At 71.8% G+C, this 17,024-nt stretch carries 15 protein-coding genes and 3 tRNA genes; 16 read left to right on the forward strand and 2 right to left on the reverse strand.

Going from position 1 to position 17,024, the window contains the following annotated elements:
• Positions 1-99 precede the first annotated feature (99 nt).
• The 14 genes from AC38ZX_RS01070 to AC38ZX_RS01135 all read left to right on the forward strand — a co-directional run bounded on the left by AC38ZX_RS01070 (position 100) and on the right by AC38ZX_RS01135 (position 13,461).
• Positions 100-4,758: a HAMP domain-containing sensor histidine kinase gene (locus AC38ZX_RS01070; protein WP_491296014.1), complete on the forward strand. Its 4,659-nt coding sequence runs from the start codon at positions 100-102 to the stop codon at positions 4,756-4,758.
• Between the two features lie 256 nt (positions 4,759-5,014).
• A complete protein-coding gene (locus AC38ZX_RS01075; protein WP_028051268.1) occupies positions 5,015-5,464 on the forward strand; it encodes a roadblock/LC7 domain-containing protein in 450 nt (149 codons plus the stop codon).
• Between the two features lie 19 nt (positions 5,465-5,483).
• The gene (locus tag AC38ZX_RS01080) at positions 5,484-5,861 is read left to right on the forward strand and encodes a DUF742 domain-containing protein (protein ID WP_491296015.1); all 378 of its coding nucleotides are present in this window, start codon (positions 5,484-5,486) and stop codon (positions 5,859-5,861) included.
• On the forward strand, positions 5,842-6,453 hold the full coding sequence (locus AC38ZX_RS01085) for a GTP-binding protein (protein ID WP_426594047.1): 612 nt from the start codon (positions 5,842-5,844) through the stop codon (positions 6,451-6,453). Before AC38ZX_RS01080 ends, AC38ZX_RS01085 begins: the two co-directional genes overlap by 20 nt.
• Before the next feature lie 102 nt (positions 6,454-6,555).
• Positions 6,556-7,257, forward strand: a complete 702-nt coding sequence (locus tag AC38ZX_RS01090; RefSeq protein WP_491296016.1) for a type II toxin-antitoxin system VapC family toxin — start codon at positions 6,556-6,558, stop codon at positions 7,255-7,257.
• 45 nt (positions 7,258-7,302) lie between these two features.
• On the forward strand, positions 7,303-7,614 hold the full coding sequence (locus tag AC38ZX_RS01095; protein WP_491296017.1) for a hypothetical protein: 312 nt from the start codon (positions 7,303-7,305) through the stop codon (positions 7,612-7,614).
• A complete protein-coding gene (locus tag AC38ZX_RS01100; protein WP_491296018.1) occupies positions 7,572-8,786 on the forward strand; it encodes a DUF2252 domain-containing protein in 1,215 nt (404 codons plus the stop codon). Before AC38ZX_RS01095 ends, AC38ZX_RS01100 begins: the two co-directional genes overlap by 43 nt.
• Positions 8,787-8,845: 59 nt before the next feature.
• A tRNA-Ser gene (locus tag AC38ZX_RS01105) sits at positions 8,846-8,940 on the forward strand.
• Positions 8,941-9,086: 146 nt separating this feature from the next.
• The gene (locus AC38ZX_RS01110) at positions 9,087-9,758 is read left to right on the forward strand and encodes a DUF1254 domain-containing protein (RefSeq protein WP_491296019.1); all 672 of its coding nucleotides are present in this window, start codon (positions 9,087-9,089) and stop codon (positions 9,756-9,758) included.
• Positions 9,683-10,033, forward strand: a complete 351-nt coding sequence (locus tag AC38ZX_RS01115; protein ID WP_491296020.1) for a DUF1214 domain-containing protein — start codon at positions 9,683-9,685, stop codon at positions 10,031-10,033. The genes AC38ZX_RS01110 and AC38ZX_RS01115 overlap by 76 nt, the downstream gene beginning before the upstream one ends.
• Positions 10,034-10,123: 90 nt before the next feature.
• Positions 10,124-11,599 (forward strand): RNB domain-containing ribonuclease, encoded by a 1,476-nt coding sequence (locus tag AC38ZX_RS01120; protein WP_491296021.1) that lies wholly within the window; start codon positions 10,124-10,126, stop codon positions 11,597-11,599.
• 147 nt (positions 11,600-11,746) lie between these two features.
• On the forward strand, positions 11,747-12,604 hold the full coding sequence (locus tag AC38ZX_RS01125; protein WP_491296023.1) for a hypothetical protein: 858 nt from the start codon (positions 11,747-11,749) through the stop codon (positions 12,602-12,604).
• Complete coding sequence (locus tag AC38ZX_RS01130; protein WP_426594053.1) at positions 12,601-13,185, forward strand: YdeI/OmpD-associated family protein; 585 nt, start codon at positions 12,601-12,603, stop codon at positions 13,183-13,185. The genes AC38ZX_RS01125 and AC38ZX_RS01130 overlap by 4 nt, the downstream gene beginning before the upstream one ends.
• 42 nt (positions 13,186-13,227) lie before the next feature.
• Positions 13,228-13,461, forward strand: coding sequence for a hypothetical protein (locus AC38ZX_RS01135; protein WP_426594055.1), 234 nt, complete (start codon positions 13,228-13,230; stop codon positions 13,459-13,461).
• A 73-nt stretch (positions 13,462-13,534) separates the two neighbouring features.
• Here AC38ZX_RS01135 and AC38ZX_RS01140 read toward each other — a convergent pair whose 3' ends face one another.
• A complete protein-coding gene (locus tag AC38ZX_RS01140; RefSeq protein WP_491296024.1) occupies positions 13,535-15,076 on the reverse strand; it encodes an MFS transporter in 1,542 nt (513 codons plus the stop codon).
• 326 nt (positions 15,077-15,402) lie between these two features.
• Between AC38ZX_RS01140 and AC38ZX_RS01145 the strand changes: the two genes are divergently transcribed.
• Positions 15,403-15,491 (forward strand) — tRNA-Ser (locus AC38ZX_RS01145).
• A gap of 60 nt (positions 15,492-15,551) precedes the next feature.
• Here AC38ZX_RS01145 and AC38ZX_RS01150 read toward each other — a convergent pair.
• Positions 15,552-16,790 carry a low temperature requirement protein A gene (locus tag AC38ZX_RS01150; RefSeq protein WP_491296025.1) on the reverse strand — a complete coding sequence of 413 codons (1,239 nt, stop codon included), beginning with the start codon at positions 16,788-16,790 and terminating at the stop codon, positions 15,552-15,554.
• A 79-nt stretch (positions 16,791-16,869) separates the two neighbouring features.
• Between AC38ZX_RS01150 and AC38ZX_RS01155 the strand changes: the two genes are divergently transcribed.
• Positions 16,870-16,940 (forward strand) — tRNA-Arg (locus AC38ZX_RS01155).
• The last annotated feature ends 84 nt before the right edge of the window (positions 16,941-17,024 follow it).

The following is a 17,024-nucleotide window of genomic DNA, read 5'->3' on the forward strand; positions in this document are numbered from 1 at the left end:
CAGCCGATGACAGCGAACGGGACTCCTCGTGGGTCGACAGACGCTCGACCGGATCGACCTGGTGGCAACACCCGTTGTCGGAAGACGGAAAGGAACGACATGCTGCGACGGCTCGGCATCCGCGCCAAAGTGATGGCTGTCCTTGCCGTCCCCATGCTCGCCCTGTTCGGTGCGGGCGTGTACATCTCGCTCAGCGCCGTCAACGACTACCGGTATGCGGCCGCGTCCAAGGTCGCCATCAGCTCGGGCCACCAGCTGATCGACTTCACCGATGCGCTCATGGCCGAGCGGATCGCGGCACTGACCGGTGCGTCCGACGACGACTACAAGGCAGCCCAGGCAACCACCGACGCTGCATACGGCCAGTGGGCGCGGACCGTGGCCGGCGTCGACGAAAGCATGTTCCCGGCAGCGGTCGCCACCGCGCTGGACGACGCGCTGGCCAACGGCTCGAACAACACCAAGTACGCCCGCACGTTGTCGGACCAGCCCAGGACGCAGGAGGCCTCCTACCAGTCGGCCATCGACGCGCAGATGGCGGTCGGCCAGGTCTTCTCCGACGTCCTGCAGAACCGTGACGCTGCCGACTACCTGACCGCCATCAACAATCTCGGCAACACGTCGAACGACCTTGTCGTCGAGCTCATCGGTGGTCTCAACCTGCCCCGAGCCTCGACGCCTCACATCGACGCTCAGACCTACGCGAACAACGCGGCTGCGACCGAGGTCGACCGGTTGAAGGCTCGTACGGCTGTCCACAGGCTTGGCCAGAAGGACCTGGTGATGCCGTTCGGTGACCCCTCGGCGGCGTTCTCGAACGACCGGACCGAGCTCGCGACCGGCGAGCAGCTCTCCTTCAGCCACGTCGACCCTGTGCAGTTCGCGGGGGACATCAACGCTCAGCTGGTGATGCTGGACACGCTGCAGAAGAAGGCTCTGAGCAAGGCGACGGTCGTCGCCGCCAACGCCGCCAGCGACGCGCGCAGCCAGGCCCTCACCACCATCGCCATCGCCATCGCCGCCGCAGTCGCGTCCTTGTTCTTCGCGCTGCTCGTCGCCCGAGCCATCGTCGTCCCGCTGCGCCGCCTGACCGTCGCCGCCGGTGACGTCCGCGAGCAGCTGCCGCGGCTCGTCGAGCAGGTGGCCGTCCCCGGTGAGGGTCCCGAGATCACCCTGGCGCCCATCCCGGTGACCTCCCGTGACGAGGTCGGCCAGCTGGCCCAGGCCTTCAACGCGGTCAACCAGACGACCGTGCAGGTCGCCCAGGAGCAGGCCGCGCTGCGTGGCTCGATCGCAGAGATGTTCGTCAACGTGGCCCGCCGCGACCAGGTCCTGCTGAACCGGCAGCTGTCGTTCATCGACTCCCTCGAGCGCGCCGAGGAGGACCCCAGCACGCTGGCCAACCTCTTCCGACTCGACCACCTCGCCACCCGCATGCGCCGTAACGCGGAGTCGCTCCTCGTGCTCGCCGGCATCGACACCGGCCGACGTCTGCGCGACGCGATGCCGCTGTCCGACGTCGTGCGTACCGCCTCCTCCGAGATCGAGCAGTACGACCGCATCGAGCTCGACCTGCAGGTCGACCCGCACATGCACGGCTTCAACGCCCTCGGTGCCGCGCACATGCTCGCCGAGCTGCTCGAGAACGCCACGATCTTCTCCGAGCCGGAGACGCCCGTCACGGTCACCACCGGTGTCTCGGGCCAGTACGTCATCGTGCGCATCCTCGACCACGGCCTGGGCATGAGCGAGGTCGAGCTCGACGCCGCGAACACCAAGATCACGTCCACGTCGGCGAGCGACTCGCTGGGCAACCAGCGCCTCGGCCTCTTCGTCGTCGGCCGCATCGCGCAGCGCCTCGGCGCTGACGTCAAGCTCCTCAAGGCCGCCCACGGCACGGGCACCGAGACGATCGTGCGCTTCCCGGCCACGCTGTTCGTCGCCACCGAGGCCTCGCCGTACGGCAACGGCGCCCCCGCGGCGCTGGCCGCACCGCGCGTCGACCCGGGTCTGCCCCAGATCGAGGCCCCGCTCGTCGAGCAGGTCGACCTCGCGGCACTGACCGACGGTCAGACGTCGCTCGGCCTGCCCAAGCGCCGCAGCCGCGACGACGACCCCGCGCACGAGGACGGGCCGATCCCGGTCACGCAGCTCGAGCCGTCCCAGACGCTGCCGTCGCGCTCGAAGAAGACCTTCGACGAGGACAACCTCGTTCTGCCCGAGGCCCCCGACGGCCACATCGCCGCCGAGATCTCCGCGGCCGCACTGGGCTCCGAGTGGAACCCGCCGACCTCAGCGCCGGCGGGCGGCGGCCTCCCGAGCCGCAGCCGCGCCTCGACGCCGGCGTGGGCGACTCCCGAGGAGCCCGCGACGACGGCCAACGCGTCGGCCGCTCCGGCGCCGGCAGCGCGTGCCGGTCTGTTCTCCGGCTTCCGTGGTCGCACCCCGGAGCAGATCGCCGAGGCCGACGGGACCGAGGAGCGCTCGACGTCGAACGTCCGCGCGCCGTGGATGTCGTCCGGTGCCCACGCGGCTCCCGTCGAGCCGATGGTCATCCCGACGCTCGCCGACGAGGACGACGACTCCTGGGAGACGCAGCAGGCCGACGACCGCGAGGCCGCCTCGATGGAGGCCGCGGCCGAGATCGTGCTCGCCGAGCAGCTCGAGCAGGGCGACGACGTCGCGGTCTTCGAGCCGGACCCCTCCTGGGCCCCCCCGAGCGCGCAGGACGCACCCGTCTGGGAGCCGACGCCCGCGTGGGAGGCCCCGGCCGCCGAGGCCGTGGACGCCCCGACGTGGGAGGCGCCCGCCGCCTGGGAGGCGCCCACCGCCGAGGACGCCTCGAGCTGGGCGGCTCCTGCCGCCGAGGCCGATGTCCCTGCCGACGCCGCTGAAACCGACGCCGCCGACGCCGAGGAGGCGCCTGTCTCTCCTGAGGCCGCCGCCGCCGAGGAGCCGGTCTGGGAGCCGACGCCCGCGTGGGACGTGCCCGCTGCCGAGGCCGTGGACGAGCCGGTCTGGGAGCCGACGCCCGCGTGGGACGTGCCCGCTGCCGAGGCCGTGGACGAGCCGGTCTGGGAGCCGACGCCCGCGTGGGACGTGCCCGCTGCCGAGGCCGTGGACGAGCCGGTCTGGGAGCCGACGCCCGCGTGGGACGTGCCCGCTGCCGAGCCGGTGACCGACGGGGTCGCTCCTGCGGCGCTCGAGGTCCGGCCCACCGCCGACGCGACGTCCGAGGACGTTCCGGCCTGGGAGGCGCCCGTCGTCGACACGCAGGCCTGGGACCTGGCCGTCGCCGAGTCGGCCGCCTGGGAGCCGATCTCCGCTCCTGAGAGCGCGGCGCCCGCCGTCGCGGAGATCGTGCCCGTCGCCGAGGTCGAGCCCGTTGCGGAGGTCGAGCCCGTCGCCGAGGTCGAGCCGGTCACGGAGATCGTGCCGGTCGCCGAGGTCGAGCCCGTCGCCGAGGTCGAGCCGGTCGCCGAGGTCGAGCCCGTCGCTGAGGTCGCGCCGGTTGCTGAGGTCGCGCCCGTCCAGACCTTCACCAGCGACAGCGGCTACGCCGGCTGGGCGGCTCCGGCCGCCGAGGTGCCCACGGCCTACGTGCCGTTCGAGCGGACTCTCGACGAGGCGCGAGCCTGGCACACCGGCGCGATGCCGATCGTGCCTCAGCCCGTCGTCGAGCCGGTTGCCGAGGTCTCGACCGACGCCGCCTGGCCGGCGCCCTCATGGGCTGACGCTGGCGCGCCCGTCGTCGAACCGCAGCCGACGGCTGCGGAGGCCGTCGCCGAGGTCGCGGAGCCTGCCTGGGCCCCCGAGGCCGCGACAGCCGAGGCGCCCGTCGCCGAGACCGCGGTCGCCGAGACGCTGCCCATCTGGGCGGCACCCGAGCAGGACGCACCGGCCTGGCCGACGTTCGCGGAGGCGCACCCGGAGGTCGAGCAGCCGACCCAGCTGTTCACGCCGATCCAGGCGCAGGATGCGGTCTCCGCCGAGACGATGTCGGCCGAGGAGCAGGCGTTCGAGCCGTCCTCGTTCGCGCCGACCTACGAGCAGCCGTACACACCGTCGTTCGACCAGGAGCCGGTTCCGGCCGCACAGGCCGAGGCTCCGGTCGTCGCCGAGGCGCCCGCCTGGGCACCCGAGGCGATGGCCGCCGCAGCCGCCCCGGCTCCGCAGGCGACGTTCGGCGAGCTGGTCCAGCCGGCTGCCACCGAGGACGCGAAGGGCCGCCGGCGCTGGGGTCTGTTCGGCCGCAAGAAGGCCGACCAGGAGACTGCGGCCCAGGTCGCGCCCGTCGCGGTCGCACCCGTCGCCTACGAGCCCCCCGCGAGCCAGGCCGCCCCGGTCCGCACCTCGGCCTGGACGGCGGAGGCCCCGGCCGCGCAGCCCGAGCCGCAGTCCTGGATGGCGTCCACCAACCAGTGGTCCTCCCCGGCCCCGGTCCAGACCGGGTTCCCGGAGGCCGCCGCCCCGGCGCCCGTCCTCCCCGCGCCCGTCGCCCCGGCCGCCCCCGAGCACCCCTCGGCCGGCTCCTGGTCGCGGCCGGACTGGAACTCCCGCCCCAACCCCGCTCCGCACTCGACGGTCCCGCAGCCTGCGCTGCCGCCGTCGGTCGCACCGCGGGTCGGCACGCTGGACGACGAGGTGGCCGCGATGCTCGCGCTCCGCTCGGACATCCAGGAGCAGGCGCTCTCCGAGCTTCTCCCAGCTTCTCGGCCTACCGGCCGTCGGCATCGGGTGGCTCCGCCGAGCGACTGACCAAGCGTGTCGCCCAAGCTGTCCCGGCGTCGACGATCGCCGAGGACGAAGGGAAGCCCGTGCAGCGTGACGCGGACCAGCTCCGCTCGCGGCTGTCGAGCTTTCCAGTCCGGGACCAGCCGTGGCCGCCAGGCCTCGGACGACCCCTCCAGCCAGAATGGCGCGAGCTGATGACAGACCCGAACCCCTCAACCGTCGTCCCCGCCCTGGTGACGTCCGACCCCGCAGTCATCGACTGCACCAGCAAGGAGGAAGTGTGACCGCGCTCAGCACCGAGGCAGCCAACTTCGGCTGGCTCCTGGACAACTTCGTCCGGACCGTGCCCGGCACTCGCCACACACTCGTGGTGTCTGCGGACGGTCTTCTCATGGCGATGTCCGAGCAGCTCGACCGCACCAGCGGCGACCAGCTCGCGGCCATCGTCTCCGGGATGTCGAGCCTTACCCGTGGCGCAGCGCGCCAGCTTCGTGCGGGGGAGGTGCGTCAGGCGATCATCGAGATGGACAACTTGTTCCTCTTCCTCATGAGCGTCTCGAACGGCTCCGTCCTCGCCGTGGTCGCCGAGTCGTCCTGCGACGTGGGACTCATCGGCTACGAGATGGCGATGCTCGTCTCCCGCACCGAAGCGACGCTCACCCCGCAGCTCATCTCCGAGATGCGCGGCCAGCTCCCCGTCGACGGCGCCACGCGCGCTCCCGTGGCCTGAGCCGACGGATCCGGCGACGATGAGCGAGCACATCGAGTACGAGGCCAGAACGGTCCGGCCCTACGCCGTGACCGGTGGCCGCGTGCGTTCGGCGCGCTCCGACCTGCCTCTCGAGGCACTGGTCGAGGCGATGCCTGGCGCAGTCGCCAGCCAGGGTCTGCCGCCCGAGAAGCGGGCGATCCTGCAGCACGCAGCGTCGAACTACATCTCGGTCGCCGAGCTGTCGGCCCTGCTCCACCTTCCGCTGGGCGTGATCCGGATCCTCGTGTCCGACCTCGCGGAGCAGCAATACGTGCGCGTGCACACCTCTCAGCCGGTCGAGGTCAACACCGGTGAGTCCCCTGCCCTGTCCCTCAGCGTGCTGGAGAGTGTTCTCAATGGCATTTCCGCCCTCTGACGCCGCTGTGGCCGCTCCGGCGGGCACGGCAGGAAGCGTCGCACCCACAGTCGTCAAGATCGTCGTAGCGGGCGGTTTCGCCGTCGGCAAGACGACGTTCATCGGTTCGATCTCGGACATCGAGCCCCTCAACACCGAGGCCGCGATGACCGAGCACTCGGTCGGCGTCGACGACGCCGGCGGTGTGTCGGACCGCAAGACCACCACGACGGTGGCGATGGACTTCGGTCGCATCGCCCTGCCGGGCTCGCTCTGGCTCTACCTGTTCGGCACCCCTGGCCAGGACCGGTTCCTGTTCATGTGGGACGACCTGGTCCGCGGCGCCATCGGTGCCGTCGTCCTGGTCGACACCGACCGGCTCGACCAGTGCTTCCCGGCCGTCGACTACTTCGAGAGCCGCGGCATCCCGTTCGTCGTCGGCGTGAACTGCTTCGACGGCGTCGCCAAGCACCAGCTCGACGACGTCCGTGACGCCCTGGCGATCCCGGCGCACGTGCCGGTGCTCTACACGGACGCCCGGTCGCGTGCGGCCACGAAGCAGGCCCTGATCTCGCTGGTGCAGCTCGCGATGGAGCGTCTGCGCGGCCGGTGAACCGCTGAGGTTCCACCACGACTGCGGCCGGCCCCTGCAGGGGGGTCGGCCGCGGCCGCTCGGGCATCGATGTTCGGGCGCGGAGTAGGGAATCATGTGACGATGCCGTCCGCCCCCGTCCCCTCGCCCCGCTCCGGTGGTGGCGACGACGAGGCCGGGCTGCTCCCGCAGCCCCGCGAGGCGGCGGACGAGCACGGACGGACGCCCGACGCCGAGACCGCACCCCACCCCGCGACCGCACCCGACGCGGCAGCCGTGCTGGCCGACCCTCGTCCCGCCCTCGACGACGAGCCGGACGCGGGCCCCGTCGTGACCGGCACCCCGCGCCGGGCCCCCGCCGGCGGACGGGCGCCACGAGCCCCCGCCGCGCCCGCGGCCGCCCCCGTCCCGCGCGTCTACGCGGACGGCTCCGCGCTCGTGCAGTTCGTCGCGGGGTCGACGAGCCACGACGAGTGGCTGGCCTGGGCCAAGGACCACGAGGCCGAGCTGCTCACCACGCCGCTCGGCCTGACGGAGCTGCGTCGACTCGCGCTCCCGACGGGTGTGGAGGCCCGTGGTGTCGCCCGCGACGTCGAGGCGCGCGTCACCGTGGTGCGGTTCTCGGACCAGACGCTGCGCGCGGCGACGAAGGTCTCCGGGGTGCTCCCGCCCTTCACCGCGCTGCACATCGGCGCCGCACTGTCGTACCCGGGGGTCGTCGCCGTGGCCACGTACGACACGCAGCTCGCCCGGGTCGCGGCGCTGCACGGCCTCCGGGTGGTCTCACCCGGGATGGCGCCGTTCTGGTGGGAGCAGGACGACTGAGCGCGGCACTTCCCTGACGTGCTCTTTCGCGCCTAGGTTGCCCCTATGGCCGCAGCGCAGGAACCCCAGCATCTCGACTCCACTGCGGTGCGCGTGGCGGCACCGCTCAGCCCGTCGCGACGCCGAGCGGCCGACCACGTCGAGCACCTGACCCGCGACGAGCGCAAGGCCCGGGGCGCGGCGGCGCGCGTGCTGACCCCCCGCAGCTCGCTCGCGCTCGCTGGTGGCGGCGAGCGGCGCCCCCACCCGATCGACCTGCTGGTCAGTCAGGGCACGTCGCGCGTCCCCGAGCTGTCCCGCTGCGGTACGGCCGCATGGCGACCTCAGCGTTCGCGTTCCTGCGCGGTGCGGCACTGATCATGGCTTCGGACCTGGCATCGACCCCGAACAGCGGGCTGACGGTGCAGCTGTGCGGCGACGCACACATGTCGAACTTCGGCCTGTACGGGACCCCCGAGCGTCGGATGCTCTTCGACCTGAACGACTTCGACGAGACGCTGCCCGGTCCGTTCGAGTGGGACGTCAAGCGGCTCCTCGCGTCCATCGAGGTGGCCGCGCGGGGCAACGGGATCCCGCGCAAGGACCGCCGCACGATGATCGTCCGCACGGCGCGTGCGTACCGCGAGGCCATGCGTGGCTTCGCGACGAAGACCGAGCTCGAGGTCTGGTACGCCCGGGTCGACGTCGACGAGTTCATGGGCGAGTACGTCTCGCAGCTCGGCAAGGCACAGGCCAAGCGGACCGAGTCGACGATCGCCAAGGCGCGTACCCGCGACCACCTGCAGTCGGTGAACAAGCTCACGGCGATCATCGACGGTGAACGCCGGCTCGTCTCCGACCCACCGCTGGTCACCACCCTCGAGGAGATGCTCGGCGCGGAGGGGGCGACCGACTTCGCGGAGCGTCTGATCGAGCTCGTGCACGCCTATCGGGTGACGCTGCAGCCGGACCGCCGCCACCTGCTCGAGCAGTACGAGCTCATCGACATGGCGCGCAAGGTCGTCGGCGTGGGCAGCGTCGGGACGCGCGCCTGGATCCTGCTGCTGCGCGGGGTCGACGACAACGACCTGCTGATGCTGCAGGCCAAGGAGGCGCAGGCCTCCGTGCTCGAGCAGTTCCTCGGCCACAGCGAGTACACCCAGGCCGGCCAGCGCGTGGTGGAGGGCCAGCGGCTCATGCAGGCGGCGAGCGACACGATGCTCGGCTGGCAGCGCACGCGCGGGATCGACGGTGTCGAGCGCGACTTCTACATCCGTCAGCTGCGGGACTGGAAGGGTTCCGCGACGATCGAGACGATGGTGCCCGACGGGATGTCCCGCTACGCCGAGCTGTGCGCGTGGACCCTGGCCCGGGCGCACGCCCGTTCCGGTGACCGCGTCGCGATCGCGGCCTACCTGGGCAGCTCGAAGACCGCCGACGAGGCGTTCGCCACCTTCGCCGCCGAGTACGGCGACCGGACCGAGCAGGACCACGCGCTGCTGCTGGATGCCATCGCGACGGGCCGGCTGGAGGCGATCCACGGAGTCTGACGGGCGCCTGTGGGAGACTCGTGCGCGCTGCGACCGCCCCGACGGGCCCCGGTCGCGCGGGAGGGCTGTCTGAGCGGCCGAAAGAGACGGTCTTGAAAACCGTTGGAGCGGGACAACCCCGTTCTCGTGGGTTCGAATCCCACGCCCTCCGCCAACCGGCCTCTCGGCCGGTCGCCGTGCTCGGCCGCGCGAGGGCGACGACCGGACCTCGATCGGCCCGGGCCCTGATCCACCGGGCGCGCCCGACCGTGCCGTGCTGGGATGACACCGTCTCCCACCGGTTGCTCGAAGAGGTAGGCCATGGCGAACGATCTCGTCCCCGTAGGTGTCGACAACTTCGTGCGGGCGGAGTCCGACCGCATGTTCGACTTCGTCCTTCACGACACCGGCGGCACCAACCAGTGGCTGGTCAACCGGACGCCGACGCCCCTGGACCACCAGCCGATCATTCGTCAGAACCGCGACACGCTCTACAGCGCGACGATCGCGGACGTGTCGGCGGGAGCGCCCATCACGGTTCCCGACACCGGGGGGCGGTACGCGTCGGTCATGGTCATCAACCAGGACCACTACGTGCCGCACATCCTCCACGACGCCGGGGTGCACGAGCTCTCCCAGGACGACATCGGCTCGCCGTTCGCGATGGTCGGGGTCCGGATCCTGGTCGATCCGGCCGACCCCGCGGACGTCGCCGAGGTCAACGCCCTCCAGGACCGCTTCACCTTCGAGGCCGGTTCCGCTCGGGCGTTCGTGCACACGTCGTACGACCCGACGTCGTTCGCATCGACCCGTGAGCACCTTCTCGCACTGTCGCGTGGTCTCGGTGACTTTCGGGGCGCCTTCGGGATGCCCGACGAGGTCGATCCCGTCCGGCACCTCCTCGGCGCAGCCGCTGCGTGGGGCGGCTTCCCGGAGCGAGAAGCGATGTACCTCAACGTCGACCCTGGGCTGCCGGTCGGACGGTACAGCTGACGGCGAGGGACGTTCCCGTCGACGCCTTCTGGTCCGTCACCGTCTACAACGCCGAGGGCTTCATGGAGCCGGATCCCCAGGGGATCGTCAGCGTGAACAGCGTGACGGCCGAACCGGGCGCCGACGGCTCGATCACCGTGCGCTTCGGCGACGGCGACGAGCCGAACACCATCCCCACGCCCGAGCACTGGAACTACATGGTGCGGCTCTACCTCCCGCGGGCGGAGGCGATCTCTCGTGAGTGGACCTTCCCCACCATCCGATCGGCACGTTAGGGAGGATCGCGCGCCGGGCCGTCGGCGGTCGGATCTCGCTCGCACGCGGGATGGACAGCAAGGACCGACGGCCCGGCCTACGCTCTCGATGTGCCCCGACGCCACGTCCAGCTGCAACCGGGCCAGACGCTCCCCGACGGCCCCGCCGTCGACGGGCTGGTCCGCCAGGGTCTCGCGGCGCTGCGCCACGAGCTGGACATCCCCGTGGGCTTCCCCGCGGCCGTGACGGCAGAGGCGAGAGCGGCGCGGCCCCACCCGGACGGCGACGACGCCACCGACATCCCCTTCGTCACGATCGACCCCGAAGGGTCGATGGACCTCGACCAGGCGGTGCACATCGAACGTGCGGGCGCGGGGTACCGCGTCCACTACGCCATCGCCGACGTCGCCGCGTGGGTGGTGCCGGGCGGGGCGATCGACGACGAGGCACGGGTGCGGGTGGAGACGTTGTACGCGCCCGACGGGCGGACCCCGCTGCACCCGCCCGAGCTGAGCGAGGGCAGGGCGAGCCTGCTGCCCGGGCAGACGTGCCCCGCGCTGCTGTGGACGATCGACCTGGACGAGCACGGCGCCCCGACGCGCACGCGCGTCCAGCGCAGGCGGGTACAGAGTCGCGCGCAGCTCACGTACAGCGGCGCTCAGCGGTCGATCGACGACGGCACGGCCGGCGAGACGCTGCGGCTGCTGAAGGTGGTCGGGCTCCTGCGCGAGGCGGCGGAGGTCGATCGCGGCGGCATCACGCTGCCCACCCCGGAGCAGGTGGTCGAGCAGCAGCCCGACGGCACCTGGACGCTCGGCAGCCGCGCGACCCTGCCGGTCGAGGAGTGGAACGCGCAGATCTCCCTGCTCACGGGCATGTGCGCGGCACAGCTGATGATCGACGGCCGCATCGGCGTCCTGCGCACGCTCCCGGCGGCGGACCCGCGCGACGTCGAACGCCTCCAGCGGTCCGCGCACGCGCTGGGCGTCGCCTGGCCGGCCCGCGCGACCCCGGGCGACGTGATCCGCCACCTGGACGCGTCGAACCCCGCCCACGCGGCCCTGCTGACCGAGGCGACCAGCCTCCTGCGCGGCGCCGCGTACGTCGCGTTCGACGGCGAGGTCCCCAGCTACACGATGCACGCAGCGATCGCCGCCCCCTACGCCCACGCGACGGCCCCCCTGCGGCGCCTGGTCGACCGGTTCGTCGGCGAGGTCTGCGTGGCGCTGAGCGCGGGGACGCCGGTCCCGGCGTGGGCGCGCGACGCGCTCGAGGAGCTGCCGGGTCTCATGGCGTCGGGCGACAAGCACGCGGGCGAGTACGAGCGCGGTTGCATCGACCTGGTCGAGGCGGCCCTGCTCACGGCGCGCGTCGGGGAGGTCTTCGAGGGTGCGATCGTCGACGTCCGCGCCGACCGCGACGCCGGCGTGGTGCAGCTGCGCGACCCCGCGGTCCGCGGCCGCATCGAGGGCGTCGACCTGCCGCTCGGCACCGACGTCCGCGTCCGGGTCGTCGCGGCCGACGTCGCCACCCGCACCGTCCGGTTCGAGGTGGCTCAGCCTCCTACTCCACGCGGGGCGCCGTGATGTCCGAGCCTCGACGACGTCGCCGACGAGCTTCTACGGCGGCCCGCCCGGTGTCTTCATCGAGCACCGCGATGCCGCGGCCAAGGCCGCTCGGGCCGACGGTGACCGCGGCTGGCCAAGCAGATCACCGAGCTGCGCAAGCCGACGGTGTCCGCCTGGCTGATGAACCTGCTGGTCCGCGACGACCCGGGCTTCGCCGACCAGGTGGTCGCCCTCGGCGAGGGGCTGCGCGACGCCGAGCGCTCGCTGGACGGCCCGGCACTGCGCGAGCTCAGCACCCAGCGGCGGGCGCTCGTCCGCTCGCTGACGGCCCGCGCCCGCAAGCTGGCCGCGCCGGCGGGCCAGCGCATCGGCGACTCGGTCACCCAGGAGCTCGACGCGACCCTCACGGCCGCCCTCGCGGACCCGGAGGTGGCCCGCGAGGTCACGTCGGGACGGCTCACGGTCGCCCGCGAGTACGCCGGCTTCGGCAGCGCCGACTCGAGCGCGACGACCACTCGACCGAGCCGGCCGACCCCGCCGGCACCGAAGCCGAAGTCGGCGAAGCCGGACGCGACGGAGAAGCCGGCCCGCCCGAGGCTCACCCTGGTCAATTCGCCGGTCGACCCGGAGGAGGCCCGGCGGGCCCGGGCGGCCGAACGCCAGCAGCGCCTGCGCGACGAGGCCGACCGGGCGCTCGAGATCGCCGACCAGGCGCTCACCGAGGCCCGGCGCACGCACGACGCCACGCAGGAGGTCCGGGACGAGAGCGCCGCGGTGCTCGACCGGGCGGAGCGTGCCGCGCAGGCGGCCCACGAGGAGGAGGACGAGCTGGTGACGGCCCTCGCCGACGTCCGCCGCAGGCTCGCGGCCGCGGGCAAGGCAGCGACGATCGCCGACAAGGACGTCAGCCAGGCGCAGGCCAACCTGCGGCACGACGAGAAGGAGGCGACGACGACCGAGCGCGCGCTCCAGCGGGCCGAGCGCGCCCGGGACGCGGCCGCGACACGGAGGGACGAGCTGTGAAGGACGACGCCGAGCAGGTCCACGTCGAGTCGCCGCGGCAGTGGCGCGACTGGCTGACGGAGCACCACGCGACCTCGTCGGGAATCTGGCTCGTCACGTGGCGCCCGGCCAGCGGGAAACCGCAGGTCACTTACGAGCAGACCATCGAGGAGGCCCTCTGCTTCGGCTGGATCGACGGTCAGGCCCAGACGCTCGACGCCGACCGCACCGCCCTGTGGCTCACCCGGCGCCGCCCGGGCAGCGGGTGGAGCGTCCTGTCGAAGCAGCGTGTGGCGCGTGTCGAGGCGGACGGTCGCATGACGCCCGTCGGGCGTGCGGTCATCGACGAGGCCAAGGCGGACGGGTCGTGGTCCCGCTACGACGACGCCGACAGCCTGGTCCTCCCGGCCGACCTCGTCGATGCGTTCGCGCTCCGGGACGGTTCCCGGGAGCACTGGGAGTCGTTCAGCGAGGCGGTCCGCCGCGCGATCCTGCGCTGGATCGTCGACGCCAGACGGGACGTCACGCGCGCGGCCCGCGTCGAGGAGACCGCCGACCTGGCCGGCCAAGGAATCCCGGCCCACCAGCAGACTCGTCGGTAGGACGGCTGGCCGCCGACCCCCCGCTTGTGGTCAACTTCCGGGGTGAACTCGACCAACTACGAGAAGCCCGTCCGCAACACCAAGGTGTTGGGCTACATCTCGATCGCCCTGCTCGTCGTCTTCGTCGTCCTCGCGGTCTTCCGGATCTCGGCCGTGTCCGACGGCGAGTCCCATCCCGCGATCCAGTACATCCTCGTGGTGGGCATCGTCTTCTCGCTCATCTTCTTCGCCACGCTCGCGGTGAAGTTCTTGTTCATCGGCGACGACGAGGACTGACGCCACGACCCGTACGCACGAGAGCCGCGCGGCCCGATGAGGGGCCGCGCGGCTCTCGCACTGTGCGGGACGGTCAGACGGCGACGGCGGATTCCGCCGGCAGGTCGTCCTTCTTGGCCGAGATGAGAGTCGCCGCGGCCGCCAGGCCCACGAACATGAGCACCGCACCGCCGAGGTAGGCGACGTGGTAGCCCGCAACCTGGGCGGTCGCGAGCATGTCCTGGGTCGGGGTCCCGCCGTTGGCCAGGTGCGTGAGCTTCGACGCGGTCGCGCTGATCGCGAAGGTGCTCAGCAGCGCCAGGCCGAGCGAGCCACCCACCTGCTGGGACGTGTTGAGCAGTGCGCTCGCGACGCCGGCGTCGTGCTTGCCCACCCCGACGAGCGCGGTGCTCGACGCGGGGATGAACACGGCCGCCATGCCGAGGCTCATGACCGTGATGGCCGGGAGCACGGTGGTGGCGTACGACGAGTCGGGCGTGGTCCGCAGGAGCAGCAGCATGCCGACGATCGCCATCGTGATGCCGACGAGCATCAGCGGGCGCGGGCCGAGCCGCGGGAGCAGCTGCGACACGATCCCGGCACCGATGATGATGCCGATGCTGAACGGCAGGAACGCGAAGCCGGCCCGCAGCGGCGTGTAGCCGAGGATGTTCTGCAGGTAGAGCGTCATGAACAGGAACATCGAGAAGAGCCCGGCGCCGATCATCAGGAAGACGATGTAGGAGCCGCCACGGTTGCGGTTGAGCACGATGCGCATGGGCAGCAGGGGGTTCTTCACGCGGCTCTCGACGATGACGAACGAGACCAGCAGGACCACGGCGATCGCCAGGAGGGTGACGACGGTCGGGTCGCCCCAGCCCACCGTGCCGCTCCCGTCGGCCTTCCGCTTGGAGGCCTCGGTGAACCCGTACACCAGGGTGGCCAGGCCGACGCTCGAGAGCACGGCGCCGGGGATGTCCAGGTGTCGGTCGCCGGGAGCCTTGGACTCCTGGACGAAGCGGATCGCCAGGATGACCGTGATCAGCGCGATCGGCAGGTTGACGTAGAGGCACCAGCGCCAGCCGAGGTACTCGGTGAGGATGCCGCCGACGATCAGGCCGATGGCCGCGCCACCGCCGGAGATCGCGCCGAAGACGCCGAACGCCCGGGCGCGGTCGCGACCCTCGGTGAAGGTCACGGTGATGATGGCCAACGACGCCGGTGCGAGCAGTGCGCCGAACGCGCCCTGCAGGCCGCGGGCGGCGAACAGCAGCGCCTCGGACTGTGCGGCGCCGCCGAGGCCGGAGGCCACCGCGAAGCCGACGAGGCCGATGAGCAGGGCCCGCTTGCGGCCGATGTAGTCGGCGATGCGACCACCGAGCAGCAGCAGCCCGCCGAACGCGAGCGTGTAGGCCGTGATGGCCCAGGAGATGTCCTGCTGGGGGATGCCGAGGTCCTTGGCGGCCGACGGCAGGGCGATGTTCATGATGGCGGAGTCGAGCACGATCATCAGCTGGGCGATCGCGACGACACCGAGGATCAGCCACCGGCGACGGTCGGCTGCGGCGGCGGCGACTGCCGCGTCGTCGAGTGGGGGATCGACCGGTTCGACGGTCGAGAGGGCAGATTCGGACACAGCAGCTTCCGGAGGGAGAGAAGGGTGGCGGCGTCGCCGGAGGAGAGGACCAGAGGACGGTCCGAAGGAGCAGACCCGAGTCTCCTCAGCCGGGCGCCCAGCCAGTGCATCAGCCGATGCTTACGGCGGTCAAGGAGTTTGTCTTCGCTCGGAGCGAATTCTCTCAGGCTCCTCTCAGGGCCTGTCGCAGGTGGTCGCTCGTAGGCCCCCAACCCTGTCGGGTGCCCGAACATTCCGGCTCGGCTGGGCTAAAACACCCGGCTCAGGGCCAGGTCAGAGGCCGCTTTGGAGGACGGGTGCTCGCACCGGTAGCCTGTGCTGGTCCTGGAGACGTCGCATAGCCCGGTCTAGTGCGCGACCCTGCTAAGGTCGTGAAGGCGTAAGCCTTCCGTGGGTTCAAATCCCACCGTCTCCGCCCAGTACGCAGCACCACACGATTCAGGCCCGGTCCCGACGAGGATCGGGCCTTCGTCGTTCAGGCCGCGACGACGGCCGACCGCGCGGCGGTCCGGCGGGCGATCAGCACGTCGCCCACGATCACCGCGGCGAGCACCAGGTTGGACACCCAGTTCAGGGTCAGCGGGGTCACGACGAACCGCAGCGCGAACGCTGCCAGCACCACCGCGCCGCCGAGCAGGTGGGTCACCGACCAGCGCCCGCCCGTGGTTCGTCGGAACAGCGCGTTGCCCACCAGGTACAGGGCGGCCGCACCGCAGACCAGGCCGGCCGTCCAGGCGTCGGTGGGGCCGTCGTGCCCGAGCGGGTCCAGCAGGACGAGCTCGTCGGCCACGGCCGTGAGCACGATGCCCGCGATCAGCAGGTAGGGCACGTAGGTGTAGGAGGTCTGCGCGACCATGCCCGGGTTCGCCTGGGCGGCGAAGAACTCCGTGGCGCGGCGTTCCGACCGGGCGAAGAACAGCAGCCACATGAGCACGGTGCTGACGAACGCCGCGAGGAACGCGAGCACCGTCGTGACCGAGACCTCGACCTCGGAGAACGCCTCGCCGGTGACGATGATCGACTCGCCCAGGCTGATGATCAGGAACAGCGACACCCGTTCGGCCATGTGGGCGCCGCGGACCTCCCAGGTGCTGGGGTCCGTCGGCCCCAGGAACGGCACCCAGAACAGCGAACGCGGCCCGGCGACGTCGATCAGGGCCGCGACGATCCACAGGACCAGCCGCGCATCCCCGTCGACGAGCGCGCCCGCGATCCAGAACCCGCCCGACACAGCGAGCCACACGGCGATCCGCTGGAAGTTGAGGGCGTTCTCCGGCCAGTGCCGACCCATCGCCCACACCGTGAACAGGCAGCGGCCCAGCTGGATCAGCACGAACGGGACGGCGAACAGCAGCGCCTTGTCCCCGAACGCCTCCGGGATCGCCGACGACATCAGCAGGCCCAGGAGCATCAGCACCAGCAGCATGGTGCGGACCGGGACCTTGTCGGGGTCCAGCCAGTTGGTCACCCAGGTGGTGTCGATCCAGAGCCACCAGACGGCCCACGCGAGCACGACGGTCTCCAGCAGCGTCCGTGCGTCGGTGTGGTGGATGAGCATGTGCGACAGCTGGGTCACCGCGAACACGAAGACCAGGTCGAAGAACAGCTCGATGTAGCCGACCCGGCTCGAGTCGTGACCGGCGCCGTGACGCAGCACGTCGGCCCGCATGCCCCACCGGCCGCCGCCGGTCCCCAGCCGTGTGAGGTCCGTCATGCGCGCGATCCTGCCATCCCTGCAGTTTGGGCGTGCGGCCCGCGGCCTGTATCGTCGTCTCCGGTCCCGCGGGACCAGCGCGCCCGTAGCAATGGATAGAGCATCTGACTACGGATCAGAAGGTTGGGGGTTCGAGTCCCTTCGGGCGCACACCCACGAGGCCTGCCGCATCTGCGGCGGGCCTCGTTCGTTTCTCCGGGCATCGACCGACGGGCACATCAGGGTCGATCTGAC

The sequence above is a fragment of the Cellulomonas sp. McL0606 genome (assembly GCF_058248365.1).